This is a genomic window from Nocardioides sp., from assembly GCF_035429765.1.
In the GTDB taxonomy this organism is placed as follows: domain Bacteria; phylum Actinomycetota; class Actinomycetes; order Propionibacteriales; family Nocardioidaceae; genus Nocardioides.
Map to the genome: position 1 here is coordinate 1 of NZ_DAOMFK010000007.1, position 13,301 is coordinate 13,301.

Sequence of the window (13,301 nt, forward strand, 5' to 3'; positions counted from 1 at the left end):
TGCCGCCGCGGGTGCGGCTGCCGCAGCCGGCGCGGGGGCCTTGGCGGCAGCGGCTGCGGCCTTGGCAGCGGCGTCCGCCTTCAGCTTCTCGCCGTACTCCTTCTTGAACCGCATCTCGACGGGGAGCTCGACCGTCGAGGACGGGGACTTGACGAACTCACCCATCTCCTTGAGCTTCTCGAGAACGAACTTGCTCTCGACGCCGTACTCCTTGGCGAGTTCGTGGACTCGGGTCTTAGCCACAATGCTCCTTCTGGCCCGAGTCCCGAGCCCCCGGGCGGGAGCGGGATCAGCGGACCGCTAGTGGTGGTGCAAACTCATCGGTCAGTACTCATCGAGTGCTCATGAGCTGCTGCTCCAGTTCCTGGTCGGTTCACACGTCTGGTGAGGGTGGGGGCGAGGAGAGGTAGTCGCTCACCGGCTCGGTGGCCAGCCCCGTCCCGACCCTGAGGGCCCGGGCGAAGGCTCGCCGTCGCACCGCGAGCTCGTAACACGCGACCGAGGGGTGCAGGTGCGCCCCACGACCTGGTGCGGTGGCGCCGGGATCGGGCACCACGGCCGGTCGACCGTGCGTGTCCGAGCCTGCCACCACCCGCAGCAACTCGCCCTTGGCGGCACGCTCCCGACACCCCACGCAAGTCCGTACCGGACCGGAGGCAGGGGAAGTCGGAGGGCGAGCCACTTCGCCCTACCTTACCGGGTGCCGCGGCGGATTGCCGAATGCGGCGCCTGGGCGCACGGACCGGTCGGGCGGAGCCAGAGGGCTCAGCCCGGTTCCTCGGCCTCGTCGGAGCGGATGTCGATGCGCCACCCGGTGAGCCGTGCCGCGAGCCTGGCGTTCTGGCCCTCCTTGCCGATGGCCAGCGACAGCTGGAAGTCGGGGACGACCACCCGTGCCGAGCGGCCCTCGAGGGAGACCACCTCCACCTGGGTGACCTGCGCCGGGGACAGGGCGTGCGCCACCAGCTCGGCCGGGTCGTCGGACCAGTCGACGATGTCGATCTTCTCGCCGTGCAGCTCGGCCATCACGTTGCGCACCCGCTGTCCCATCGGGCCGATGCAGGCCCCCTTGGCGTTGACGCCGGGCACGGTGGAGCGTACGGCGATCTTGGTGCGGTGCCCGGCCTCGCGCGCGATCGCCGCGATCTCCACGGTGCCGTCGGCGATCTCGGGCACCTCCAGCGCGAACAGCTTCCGCACCAGCCCCGGGTGGGACCGGGAGAGGGTGATCTGGGGTCCGCGCATCCCCTTGCGGACCGAGATCACCAGGCACTTGATCCGGGTGCCGTGGTCGTAGGTCTCCCCCGCCACCCGCTCCCCGGACGGGAGCAGCGCCTCCAGCTTCCCCAGGTCCACCATCACGTCGTCGGGGTTGCGCCCCTGCTGGATGATCCCGGAGACGATGTCGCCCTCCTTGCCCGAGAACTCGCCGTAGCGGATCTCGTCCTCCGCGTCGCGGAGCCTTTGGAGCATGATCTGCTTGGCGGTGGTCGCGGCGATCCGGCCGAACCCCTCGGGCGTGTCGTCGTACTCCCCGAGCTGGTTGCCCTCCTCGTCGAGCTCGGCGGCCAGCACGCTGACGTGGCCGGTCTTGCGGTCCAGCGTGACCCGCGCCTGCTCCCGGGCCCCCGGTGTCTTGTGGTACGCCGTGAGGAGCGCCTGCTCGATCGCGTCGACGAGCACGTCGAAGGAGATCTCCTTCTCACGTTCCAGCATCCTCAGGATGCTCAGGTCGATGTCCATCACGGCTCCTCTGTCGTGCGACGGGGGTTGAACTCGATCTGAACCTGGGCCTTGACGACGTCGGCGTAGCCCACCTCATGCTCCGTCCCGTCCACCGCGAGCCGCACCGCGGAGTCCGTGGCCTGGCCGATCCGGCCGGTGAGCGTCGTCCCCCCGGCAAGGGTCACCCGCACCAGCCGGCCCGCGTTGCGCCGCCAGTGCCGCGGCTCCGTGAGCGGTCGGTCCACACCGCGGGAGGTGACCTCGAGGGTGTAGGGCTGCTCTCCGAGAACGTCGGAGGCGTCGAGCACCGCGGAGACGACGCGGGTGGCCTCCGCCACGTCGTCGAGGGTCACCCCGCCGTCCTTGTCGACGGCGACCCGCAGCACCCGGCGCCGCCCGGCCGGGGTCAGCTCGACCGCCTCCACGTCCAGACCGAGCTCCGCGAGCGGGCCGGCCACCTCCGCCTGGACACGGTCCCGCGCGGCAGCGGCACTGCCCCGGGTGTCTGATGAGCTCACGGGTGGCGACCTCCTGTGCTGTTGTCGAGCACCACGATAGCCGCCTGTCCGGCGTCCCCTCCTGCGCAGAACGGCTAGGTCGGCACGGGGATAGGGTCGAGGCCATGCCAGCGAGCGCCGTCCCCAGGGCCACCCGGCGGGCTGCCGTGCTCGGTGCGCTCACGGGCGCCCTGCTGACCGGCTGCGACCTCGACCTGCCCGGGTCCTCCAGCGACGGCACCGCCTCCCCGGCGCCGTCCCCGGACCTGGAGCTGGCCGACGCGGCACTCGCGGCGACCGACCAGGCGCTGGCGCTGGTCACCGCCGTCCGGAGCGCCCACCCGGCGCTGAGGTCCCGGCTGGACCCCCTCGTGGCCCTGCACCGGGCCCACGGGCAGGTGCTCACCGACACCGGCGCCAGTGCACCACCGTCGTCCCCCGTCCCGGTGCCCCGCCGGTCGGGCCAGGCGCTGCGCCAGGTCCGGGCCCGGGAACAAGGGCTCCAGCTCGACCTGGCGGGATGGTCGGTGGCGGCCCAGGACGGCGCTCTGGCCCGCCTGCTGGCCGTGCTGTCGGCCGGCGTGGCCCAGCAGCTGGCGGACCCGGGCGGAGCGCTGCGGTGACCGAGGCGCAGCAGGCCACGCTCGCCGCGGAGCACGCGGCCGTGTACACCTACGGCGTGCTCGGGGGCCGGGCCTCGGCGCTCGGGAACACTCCACTCCAGGCCCAGGTCTCAGCGGCCTACGGCGTCCACCGGGCTCGGCGCGACGCGCTCGTCCGCGCCGTCCGGGACCAGGGGGGCGAGCCCGTGGCGGCGGCGCCGGCGTACGACGTCACCCCGATGCCGGTGACCACGGCCCAGGTGCGCCGGTCGGCCCAGGAGGTGGAGGCAGCCACCGCGGAGGCCTACGCGAGCCTGGTGGCCGCGACCACGGGGGGTCAGCGGGAGTGGGCGGTCCAGGGGCTGACCGACGCGGCGGTGCGGGAGGTCGGCTTCGGCGCGGCACCAGAGGCCTTTCCCGGTGCCGGGGAGCTCGGCAGCCGCTGAGCTCCCCGGCCACCGGGGCCGGGCGGGCCATGGGGGGTGGCCCGGTCTCTCGGGCCGTGGGGGATGGCCCGGAGCTACAGCGGTCCGCGAGCTTGCCTTCCGAGGAAGTCCCGAGATCTCCCCCGGAATACAAGTCCGCGGACCGTTGCGTAGAACCCGTGTCCGGGTCCTCGGTCCTCGCCGGCCCGAGCCCGGCGTGAACCGCGGTGGTCCGCATCGGCCCGAGCCCGATTTGAACCGTTTTGCCGGTTCTTGTCGGCCCGAGCCCGACGTGAACCGTCATGCAAAATGGTGCAACACGGAAGGGGTTCCTCGCCATCTTTGGCGGGTGCACAAACTTGCGTTGCGTGTTCCTGCAACTATGCCGTTTCGTGACCTTCGGTCCGACGGCCGCGGCGCCGCCCCTGGGCCGGGACCGACAGGGAGGGTCTGCAGCCTCCATCGGGGGCGGTCCCACAGGGCTCCGGACGCCCCCGAAGTGAGGGTCTGCACGCGAGATCTGGATCACACCCTAGAGGGTCAGGTGACGGATTCGCTAGCCCCGACACGCCGCGACACGCCGAAAAGACGCGGAAACAGCGCGACCACCACGGGATCCGCACTGGTCGAGCCGATCGGGGCCAGGCCCCGGCGCAGGCCATGGCCGGCCGACCGGAGCGTCCGCCGGGACACTCCGCGGTCCCTCCCCCCGACCGCAACACCCCCACCGGTTGCCGCGCCCCGCCCGATGGCACGGTGACCGATGCGGGTGGCCGGCGCGCGGTGCTCGCCGCCGGAATGGTCCAGACCACGCGGCCGCAGGGCTGGACAGTCGGGGGCAGGCGACCCCGGAGGTCACCTGACGACGGCCACCAGGTGGTCGACCGCCGCGTCCAGCAGCACGTTCTCCCGCTCCCCGGTGGCACGGTCCTTGACCTCGACCACGCCGTCGGCCAGGCCCCGGCCCACCACCACGATCGTCGGCACGCCGATCAGCTCGGCGTCCTTGAACTTGACCCCGGGCGAGACCTTGGGCCGGTCGTCGTAGAGCACCTGGACGCCGCGGCCGTCCAGGTCGGCGGCGAGCCGGGCGGCCGTCTCGAAGACCGCCGGGTCCTTGCCGGTCGCGACCAGGTGCACGTCGGCGGGTGCCACCTCGCGGGGCCAGCACAGCCCGAGCTCGTCGAGGGTGTTCTCCGCGATCGCCGCCACGGCCCGGGACGGGCCGATCCCGTAGGACCCCATGGTCACCGTGACGAGCTTGCCGTGCTCGTCGAGCACCTGCAGCCCGAGCGCCTCGGCGTACTTGCGGCCGAGCTGGAAGATGTGGCCCATCTCGATCCCCCGGGCCGACTGCAGGGTGCCGTCCGCACAGTGGGGGCACGGGTCGCCGTCGCGGACCTCGGCCGCCTCGATGGTGCCGTCGGGCGTGAAGTCGCGCCCGGCGACCAGGTCCAGGGCGTGGGACCCGTCGACGTCGGCACCGGTCACCCAGCGCGTCCCCTCGACCACCCGGGGGTCCACCAGGTAGCGGATCCCCGAGGCGTTCTGCTCCCCCAGCGCGCCCGGGCCGATGTAGCCCTTGACCAGCGCGGGGTGGCGGGCGAACTCCGCCTCGTCCATCGGCTCGACCTCGATCGGCTCGAGCTGGCCCTCGAGCCGCTTCTGGTCCACCTCCCGGTCCCCGGGCACCCCGATCGCCAGCGGCTCCCGGGTGCCATCGGGGTGCTTGAGGACCACCAGGACGTTCTTGAGCGTGTCACCGGCGGTCCAGGCCCGGTCGGCGCGGGGGTACTCCTCGTTGAGGTGGTCGACCAGCGTCTGGATCGTGGGGGTGTCCGGTGTGGCCTCGGCGTGGGCGGCCGGCAGTCCGTCGTACGGCGTGGGGAGCGGCGCACGCACCTCGACAGCCTCGACGTTGGCGGCGTAGTCGCACGCCGTGCAGCGCACGTAGGTGTCCTCGCCCACCTCCGCCCGGGCCAGGAACTCCTCGGACCTCGAGCCCCCCATCGCGCCGGAGGTGGCCTTGACGATGACGTACTCGAACCCGAGCCGGTCGAAGATCCGGACGTAGGCGTCCCGGTGGGCCTGGTACGACGCGTCCAGGCCGGCGTCGTCGACGTCGAAGGAGTAGGAGTCCTTCATCACGAACTCCCTGCCGCGCAGCAGCCCGGCGCGCGGCCTGGCCTCGTCGCGGTACTTGGTCTGGATCTGGTACAGCCAGAGGGGGAGGTCGTTGTGGGAGGAGTAGAGGTCCTTGACCACGAGGGTGAACATCTCCTCGTGCGTGGGGCCGAGCAGGTAGTCGTTGCCCTTGCGGTCCTTGAGCCGGAAGATCCCTTCGCCGTACTCGGTCCAGCGCCCCGACGCGTCGTAGGGCTCACGCGGCAGCAGCGCCGGGAAGTGCACCTCCTGGGCGCCGATGGCGTCCATCTCGTCCCGGATGACCTGCTCGATCCGGCGCAGCACGCGGTAGCCCAGCGGCAACCAGGTGTACAGCCCCGGCGACACCCGGCGGATGTAGCCGGCGCGGACCAGCAGCCGGTGGCTGGGCACCTCGGCGTCGGCGGGGTCCTCGCGCAGGGTGCGGACGAAGAGCGTGGACATGCGAAGGATCATCGGGGTCCCCGCGGAAGCGTGAGCGCAGCGAGCGGTTGCGTGGGGTGGGTCATGCGCGCAAGGCTACTTGCGCGCATGCTGCGGCAGCGAACCCGTCGGGGGGCGGAGGTGGTCAGAACATGATGGTCGAGAACCGGGCCGTCTCGACGAAGCCGACCCTGTCGTACGCCGCTCGCGCAGGGGTGTTCCAGTCGTTGACGTAGAGCGAGACGACCGGGGCGATGGAGCGCTGCACCGCCGCCACCACCGCCGCCATGCCAGCGGTCGCCAGCCCCTCGCCCCGCCGGTCCGGAGGCACCCAGACCCCCTGCACCTGGGCGGCGTAGGGGGTGGCGCACGCGACCTCGGCCTTGAACACCAGCCGTCCCTCGTCGAAGCGTGCGAACGACCAGCCGCGGGCGATCAGCTGCAGGGTGCGGGCGCGGTACAGGTCGCGGCCACCGCCCGCCTCCGGTGAGATCCCGACCTCCTCGGTGTACATCGCGACACAGGCCGGGTAGAGCTCGTCGAGGTCGGCGCGGGTGGTCGGTCGCACGAAGGGGTCCGGCGCCACCGCCGGAGCCCGGTCGATGGCCAGGTGCGGCTGGTTCCAGCGGATCTCCCGTGGCCGTCCCCAGCGGGCCCGGACGCTCTGCCACAGCGCTGAGACCGCGTCGTGGGGACCGACGATCGTCGCCACCCCGCAGCCGTGGCGCAGCGCCCGCGCGCCGAACGCCGCCGCGTCCTCGGGACCGCACTGCACCGGCACCAGGTTGGCTCCCACGTGGCACGCGGCGGTCAGCAGACCGTCGGTGTAGCGCCCCCACACCTCCCCGCCCAGCCAGCGGGGGTCCAGCCGGGTCATCCGGGCGCGGTAGTCGGCGAACACGTTGACGACCGGGTCCTGCTCGGCGAGCGCCAGGAACTGGTCGAGGTCGTCGCCTCCCAGAACCCGGACCCCGTGCCGCGAGGTCAGCACGGTCCCGCCCCGGCGGCGGGCAGCGCGAGGCGGTGCACGGTGGTCGTCCCGGGGGCAGCGCCGACCGTCCAGCCGTGGTCCGCCCCGGGCCGGGCCCGCGTGGTGTGCGCGTCACCGGCGGCGAACGCCTCCACCACTCCCCCGTCCACGAGGACCCGGGCGGGGTCCTGGGGCGACCCGTGCACCTCCACCACCGTGCGACCGTCCAGCTCCAGCCGCACCGCACCGGTGGCGACAACCTCGAAGGCCGGCAGCCCGAGCGGTCCGCCGCCCGGGTCGGCCACCGCCCCGGCCCGAAGCCCCGTGAGCTCGGCCGCCGGCACCATCACCACGCGATCCTCGCGCACCCGCAGCTCGCGGGGGAAGGTCAACGCGCCGGCCCACCCCGACCGGCGGCACTCCTCCTCGGTGCGGGCGGTCTCCATGGCCCAGCCCCACACCAGCGTGCGCTCCCGGTCGGGGAGCAGCTGCGGGGCGTACCAGGCCGGCCCGGAGTCGAGCACACCACCGGCGACGGGCTGGAACCGCAACCCGCCCGGGTGCTCCTCCAGGTCGCCCAGGAACCACCGCGACCCGGCGAGGACGTCGCGGGTCGGGCTGCTGCGCCACAGGGACACGACCAGCACCCAGCGGCCGTCCACCTGGACCAGGTTGGGGCACTCCCAGATCTCGGCGGCGGCCAGCGTGGCCACCCACGGGTCGGCGTCGTCCAGCAGGGTGCCGCGGGCCACCCAGCGGGCCAGGTCCGTGCACTCGTGCACCAGCAGGGACGGGCGCCCGCCACGGTCCCCCGCCCCCTGCACGGCGTACCGGCGCCCGGCGTAGCGGAACACGAACGGGTCCCGCACCTGGCCCGGACCCGCCGCTGCGGCCCCGAGAGGCGCGGCCCGCCGCCCCCAGCGGACCAGGGTCCGGTCGCTGCGGGCCGTGGCCACGGTGGCCTCGGCCGGGTCGCCGGGCATCGCGGTGTAGACCGCGACCGGTGTGCCGGCGTCCTCGACGACGCACCCGCTCCAGCAGCCGGCCGCGTCGGGGCCGCCCGGCCGGGGCCGCAGCGCGACCGGGTGCTCCTGCCACCGCAGCAGGTCGGTGGAGCTCACGTGGCCCCAGCAGATGTCTCCGTGCACCCCGGCGGCGGGGTTGTGCTGGAAGAAGACGTGCCAGGTCCCGTCGACCCGGCACAGGCCGTTGGGGTCGTTGACCCACCCGCTCGCCGGCCGGATGTGCAGCGCGGGGTAGCCGGGATCCACGGGTCAGGTCACCGTGACCTGGGCCTCGGCCCCCTCGACCGGCTCCATCTCCTCGGCGAGTCGCAGGGCCTCCTCGATGAGGGTCTCGACGATCTGGGCCTCGGGGACGGTCTTGATGACCTCGCCCTTGACGAAGATCTGGCCCTTGCCGTTGCCCGAGGCGACACCGAGGTCGGCCTCACGGGCCTCTCCGGGCCCGTTGACCACGCACCCCATGACCGCGACCCGCAGCGGCACCTCCATCCCCTCCAGGCCCGCGGTGACCTGGTCGGCGAGCTTGTAGACGTCGACCTGGGCGCGCCCGCACGAGGGGCACGAGACGATCTCCAGCCGCCGGGGGCGCAGGTTGAGGGACTCGAGGATCTGCAGGCCGACCTTGACCTCCTCGACCGGCGGGGCCGACAGCGAGACCCGGATCGTGTCGCCGATGCCGCGGGACAGCAAGGCGCCGAACGCCACCGACGACTTGATGGTCCCCTGGAAGGCGGGGCCCGCCTCGGTCACGCCGAGGTGCAGCGGCCAGTCACCGGCCCGGGCCAGCAGCTCGTAGGCCCGCACCATCACCACGGGGTCGTTGTGCTTGACCGAGATCTTGAAGTCGTGGAAGTCGTGCTCCTCGAACAGGCTTGCCTCCCACACCGCCGACTCGACCAGCGCCTCGGGGGTCGCCTTTCCGTGCTTGGCCAGCAACCGCTTGTCGAGGCTGCCGGCGTTCACCCCGATGCGGATCGAGGTGCCGTGGTCCTTCGCGGCGGCGGCGATCTGCTTGACCTGGTCGTCGAAGGCCCGGATGTTGCCGGGGTTCACCCGGACGCCGGCGCAGCCGGCCTCGATGGCGGCGAAGACGTACTTCGGCTGGAAGTGGATGTCGGCGATCACCGGGATCTGGGAGTGCCGCGCGATCTCGGGCAGCGCGTCGGCGTCGTCCTGGCTGGGACAGGCGACCCGCACGATGTCACAGCCCGCGGCGGTGAGCTCGGCGATCTGCTGGAGGGTGGCGTTCACGTCGGCCGTCAGCGTGGTCGTCATCGACTGCACCGAGATCGGTGACTCGCTGCCGACCCCCACCTTGCCGACCCGGATCTGGCGTGTGGGGCGGCGCGTGGCCAGAACGGGGGGTGGCAGTGCGGGCATGCCCAGGCCGACGGACGTCATGGTCCTCAGACTACTGGCGGGGCTCCGCTCACCGGGCCGTCGGGAAGTGGAAGCTGGCCTCGCTGGCATGGGCCGGGGCCGGCCAGCGGCTGGTGACGACCTTGGCCCGGGTGTAGAAGCCGACGCCCTCGGGGCCGTGCACGTGCGTGTCCCCGAACAGCGAGTCCTTCCAGCCGCCGAAGGAGTAGAACGCCATGGGGACCGGCACCGGCACGTTGATGCCGATCATGCCCACGTGGACGCCGCGCTGGAAGCGGCGGGCGGCCTCCCCGGAGGAGGTGAAGAGCGCGGTGCCGTTGCCGTAGGGGTTGGCGTTGATCAGCGCGATCGCCTCGTCGACGGAGTCGGCGCGGACCACCGAGAGCACCGGCCCGAAGATCTCCTGCTGGTAGACCTCCATGCCCGTCTCGACCCGGTCGATGACCGTGGGGCCCACGAAGAACCCGTTCTCGTGACCGGGGACGACGTACCCCCGGCCGTCGACCGCGACGGACGCCCCCTGCTGCTCCCCGGAGTCGATCAGCCCGACGATGCGCTCCTGGGCGGCCCGGGTGACCACCGGCCCCATCTCGGCCCCGGCCTCACGCCCGGGCCCGACCTTGACCGCCCTGGCCCGCTCGCTGACGGCCTCGACCACGCGCTCGGCCCCGGCACCGACGGCGACCGCCGCCGAGATCGCCATGCACCGCTCCCCTGCCGACCCGAACGCGGCCGCGGCGAGGTGGTCGGCGGCGAAGTCGAGGTCGGCGTCGGGCAGCACGACCGCGTGGTTCTTCGCCCCACCCAGCGCCTGGACCCGCTTGCCGGCCGCCGTCCCGCGCTCGTGGATGTAGCGCGCGATCGGCGTGGAGCCCACGAACGACACCGCGGAGACCCGCGGGGAGTCCAGGAGGGCGTCGACGGCGACCTTGTCACCGTGGACCACGTTGAACACCCCGTCGGGCAGGCCGGCCTGCTGCCAGAGCTCGGCCAGGATCAGCGACGCCGACGGGTCGCGCTCGCTGGGCTTGAGCACGAAGGTGTTCCCGCACGCGATCGCGACCGGGAACATCCACATCGGCACCATCGCGGGGAAGTTGAACGGGGTGATCCCCGCCACCACCCCCAGCGGCTCCCGGAAGGAGAAGCTGTCCACGCCGGTGGAGACCTGGTCGGAGTAGGCGCCCTTGAGCAGGTGGGGGATGCCGCAGGCGAACTCGACGACCTCCAGGCCGCGCTGGACCTCGCCCAGCGCGTCGGAGAGGACCTTGCCGTGCTCGTCGGTGATGGCCTCCGCGATCCGGGCGGCGTGGGCGTTGACCAGCTCGCGGAAGGCGAACATCACCTTGGTCCGGGCGCTGACCGACGTCTGGGACCAGTCGGGGAACGCGTCCCAGGCGGCGGCGATGGCAGCCTCGACGTCGGCGACCGACCCGAGCACCACCTCCGTCGGGGACTCACCGGTGGCGGGGTTGAAGACGGGGGCGGTGCGGTCGGCGGAGCCGGTGGTCGCGGTGCCGCCGATCCAGTGCGGGATCGTGCTCACGGGAACCTCACTCGGGATGCGTGCTCGGGGTGGTGGCGGATGCCACCGGGACATGATGCCCGATCCCGGGGTGCGGCCCCTTCTAGGTGAGCCGAACGGGGACGACGATGTCGCCGACGATGAGCACCACGCCCATGATGAGCATGGCCGCGCCCACCACGTAGGCCACGGGCAGCAGCTTGGCGACGTCGACGTACCCGGGGTCCGGCCGGTTCCGCAACCGGGCCACGCCCCGCCGGACGGCCTCGTAGAGCGCGCCTGCGATGTGCCCGCCGTCCAGCGGCAGCAGGGGGATGAAGTTGAAGAGGCCGATGAACAGGTTGAAGCCCGCCACCAGGAGGAGCAGGAACACCGCCTTCTCGGTGCCGGCCAGCGAGTCCTCCGCTGTCACCTCGCCGGCGATCCGGCCGCCCCCGACGATGCTCACCGGGCTGTCGACCTGGCGTTCCTGCACGCCGGCGATGGCGAGGGCCACGCCCCACACCTTGGCCGGCAGCGACCCGAGCGCCTTGACCGTCTCGACCGTCATCGTGCCCATCTGGTCCAGGGTGTAGAGGGGTCCCCCGGTGTGCGGACCGTCGTCACGGGGCACCACACCCAGGAAGCCGACCTGGGTGAGCTTCTGGTCGGTGGGCGACGTGGGGAGCGCGGTCACCGTGGTGGAGGTTCGCACGGTGACCTTCTCGCCGTCCCGCAGCACGACGATCTCGGCCGTCCCGTCCTGGTTGGCCCGGATCTGCTCCTGGAGCGCGGGCCAGGTGGTGACGGGGACGCCGTTGACCTCGAGGAAGCGGTCGCCCACCTGGAGCCCGGCCTTCTTCGCGGGGGTCACCGGGTCGTCCGGGGTGCAGGCGCGGCCCTCCTCGGCGTACGGCACGACGCAGTCGAGCACGTCGCTGACCACGGGGGCGACGTCATGGTCGTTCGGGTTGCCGTAGGTCGCGAACACGCCGGTGAAGATGGCGAACGCGATGAGCACGTTCACCGTCGGCCCGGCCGCCATCACGGTGGCCTTCTTCCACCACGGCATCTTGTAGAACAGCCGGTCCACGTCCTCGGCGTGGATGTGCTCCCACTCCGCGGCCCGTGCGTCGGACACGAGCTGGGCGAACATGCCGGTGTTGGTCTTGCGCACCTTCACGTGCGGGGTGCCGTCGGCGTCGTACTCGACCTCGCCGAGGCCCTCGCCGCCGGGCGGCAGCATGCCGACGATCTTGACGTAGCCCCCCAGGGGGAACGCCTTCAGGCCGTACTCGGTCTCGCCGGCCCGCCGGCTCCACACCGTGCGCCCGAACCCGATGAAGTACTGCGTGACCTTGCCGCCGAACCGCTTCGCGGGGACCATGTGGCCCACCTCGTGCAGGCCGATCGAGACCAGGATGGCCAGCACGAACGCGACCACGCCGAGGGCGGCAAGCAGGCCGGTCATGCGGTGGGGCTCTCCCCTCGGATCAGGCGGGTGGCCGCGGCGCGGGCCCAGGCGTCGGCCGCGAGCACGTCGGCCACGGTGAGGTCGTGCTCGGACAAGGGTACGTCGTGGGCGGTGAGGACGGTGGCGATCGTCGGCACGATGTCGGTGAAGGGGAGACCGCCGGCGAGGAACGCCTCCACGCAGACCTCGTTGGCGGCGTTGAAGACGGCCGGGGCCGTGCCGCCGCGCCTCCCGGCGGTGCGGGCGAGGGAGACGGCCGGGAAGGCCGCGTCGTCGAGCGGGAAGAACTCCCAGGTCTGCGGCACCGACCAGTCCACCGGGGCCGCAGTGTCAGGCACCCGGTCCGGCCAGGTGAGGCCGAGCGCGATCGGGATCAGCATGGTCGGCGGGCTCGCCTGCACCATCGTCGACCCGTCGGTGAACTCCACCATGGAGTGCACCACGGACGTGGGGTGAACGACCACGCCGATCCGGTCGAGGTCGAGCCCGAAGAGCAGGTGCGCCTCGATCACCTCCAGCCCCTTGTTCACCAGCGTGGCCGAGTTGACCGTGATGACCCGGCCCATCGACCAGGTGGGGTGGGCAAGGGCCTGCTCGGGGGTGACCGTGGCCAGCCGGTCCGCCGCCCAGCCGCGGAACGGCCCCCCGGACGCGGTCAGCACCAGCCGGCGCACCTCCTCGGGTCGGCCGCCACGCAGGCACTGCGCCACCGCCGAGTGCTCGGAGTCCACCGGGACGATCTGCCCCGGCCGGGCCCTCGCGGTGACCAGCGGGCCGCCCACGATGAGCGACTCCTTGTTGGCGAGTGCCAGCGTGTTGCCGGCCTCGAGCGCCGCCAGCGTCGGCCGCAGCCCGACCGCGCCGGTGATCCCGTTGAGCACCACGTCGCACTCCAGCCCGGCGGCCGCCACGGACGCCTCCTCCCCGAGGCCGTGGTGGGCGGGGCCGAACTCGGCGACCTGCCGGTCGAACAGCTCGGGGTGGGACCCGCCCGCCGTCAGCCCGACCACCCGGAACCGGTCGGGGTTCGCGCGGACCAGGTCCAGGGCCTGGGTGCCGATGGATCCGGTCGAGCCGAGGATGACCACGTCGCGTCGCTGCACGACGTCATCC

At 72.8% G+C, this 13,301-nt stretch carries 13 protein-coding genes; 2 read left to right on the forward strand and 11 right to left on the reverse strand.

From position 1 onward, the window contains the following. The 4 genes from PLP61_RS01510 to rimP form a co-directional block, all read right to left on the reverse strand. Window positions 1-243: translation initiation factor IF-2 N-terminal domain-containing protein (locus tag PLP61_RS01510; protein WP_324499675.1), on the reverse strand; the 243-nt coding region annotated here is incomplete at its 3' end. 130 nt (window positions 244-373) lie between these two features. Next, entirely contained in the window at window positions 374-682 is a 309-nt protein-coding gene (locus PLP61_RS01515; protein WP_324499677.1) for a YlxR family protein, read from the reverse strand. Between the two features lie 83 nt (window positions 683-765). Continuing rightward, the gene (gene nusA / locus PLP61_RS01520; RefSeq protein ID WP_324499679.1) at window positions 766-1,743 is read right to left on the reverse strand and encodes a transcription termination factor NusA; all 978 of its coding nucleotides are present in this window, start codon (window positions 1,741-1,743) and stop codon (window positions 766-768) included. After that, entirely contained in the window at window positions 1,743-2,243 is a 501-nt protein-coding gene (rimP, locus tag PLP61_RS01525; protein WP_324499681.1) for a ribosome maturation factor RimP, read from the reverse strand. Before rimP ends, nusA begins: the two co-directional genes overlap by 1 nt. 104 nt (window positions 2,244-2,347) lie before the next feature. Here rimP and PLP61_RS01530 point away from each other — a divergent pair, with 104 nt between their 5' ends. After that, on the forward strand, window positions 2,348-2,845 hold the full coding sequence (locus tag PLP61_RS01530) for a hypothetical protein (RefSeq protein ID WP_324499683.1): 498 nt from the start codon (window positions 2,348-2,350) through the stop codon (window positions 2,843-2,845). Beyond that, the gene (locus PLP61_RS01535) at window positions 2,842-3,270 is read left to right on the forward strand and encodes a ferritin-like domain-containing protein (RefSeq protein WP_324499685.1); all 429 of its coding nucleotides are present in this window, start codon (window positions 2,842-2,844) and stop codon (window positions 3,268-3,270) included. Before PLP61_RS01530 ends, PLP61_RS01535 begins: the two co-directional genes overlap by 4 nt. Before the next feature lie 834 nt (window positions 3,271-4,104). On the opposite strand, the gene PLP61_RS01540 is transcribed toward PLP61_RS01535, so the two are convergent. The 7 genes from PLP61_RS01540 to PLP61_RS01570 form a co-directional block, all read right to left on the reverse strand. Continuing rightward, window positions 4,105-5,868: a proline--tRNA ligase gene (locus tag PLP61_RS01540; RefSeq protein WP_324499687.1), complete on the reverse strand. Its 1,764-nt coding sequence runs from the start codon at window positions 5,866-5,868 to the stop codon at window positions 4,105-4,107. Window positions 5,869-5,980: 112 nt separating this feature from the next. After that, window positions 5,981-6,826, reverse strand: a complete 846-nt coding sequence (locus tag PLP61_RS01545) for a GNAT family N-acetyltransferase (protein ID WP_324499689.1) — start codon at window positions 6,824-6,826, stop codon at window positions 5,981-5,983. Further along, window positions 6,820-8,076, reverse strand: coding sequence for a glycoside hydrolase family 32 protein (locus tag PLP61_RS01550; RefSeq protein ID WP_324499691.1), 1,257 nt, complete (start codon window positions 8,074-8,076; stop codon window positions 6,820-6,822). The genes PLP61_RS01545 and PLP61_RS01550 overlap by 7 nt, the downstream gene beginning before the upstream one ends. Before the next feature lie 3 nt (window positions 8,077-8,079). After that, window positions 8,080-9,231, reverse strand: coding sequence for a flavodoxin-dependent (E)-4-hydroxy-3-methylbut-2-enyl-diphosphate synthase (gene ispG, locus PLP61_RS01555; RefSeq protein WP_324499693.1), 1,152 nt, complete (start codon window positions 9,229-9,231; stop codon window positions 8,080-8,082). Between the two features lie 28 nt (window positions 9,232-9,259). After that, complete coding sequence (locus PLP61_RS01560) at window positions 9,260-10,756, reverse strand: CoA-acylating methylmalonate-semialdehyde dehydrogenase (protein ID WP_502888920.1); 1,497 nt, start codon at window positions 10,754-10,756, stop codon at window positions 9,260-9,262. A gap of 82 nt (window positions 10,757-10,838) precedes the next feature. Further along, window positions 10,839-12,185 (reverse strand): M50 family metallopeptidase, encoded by a 1,347-nt coding sequence (locus tag PLP61_RS01565; RefSeq protein ID WP_324499697.1) that lies wholly within the window; start codon window positions 12,183-12,185, stop codon window positions 10,839-10,841. Then, window positions 12,182-13,291: a 1-deoxy-D-xylulose-5-phosphate reductoisomerase gene (locus tag PLP61_RS01570; protein ID WP_324499699.1), complete on the reverse strand. Its 1,110-nt coding sequence runs from the start codon at window positions 13,289-13,291 to the stop codon at window positions 12,182-12,184. Before PLP61_RS01570 ends, PLP61_RS01565 begins: the two co-directional genes overlap by 4 nt. Between the last annotated feature and the right edge of the window lie 10 nt (window positions 13,292-13,301).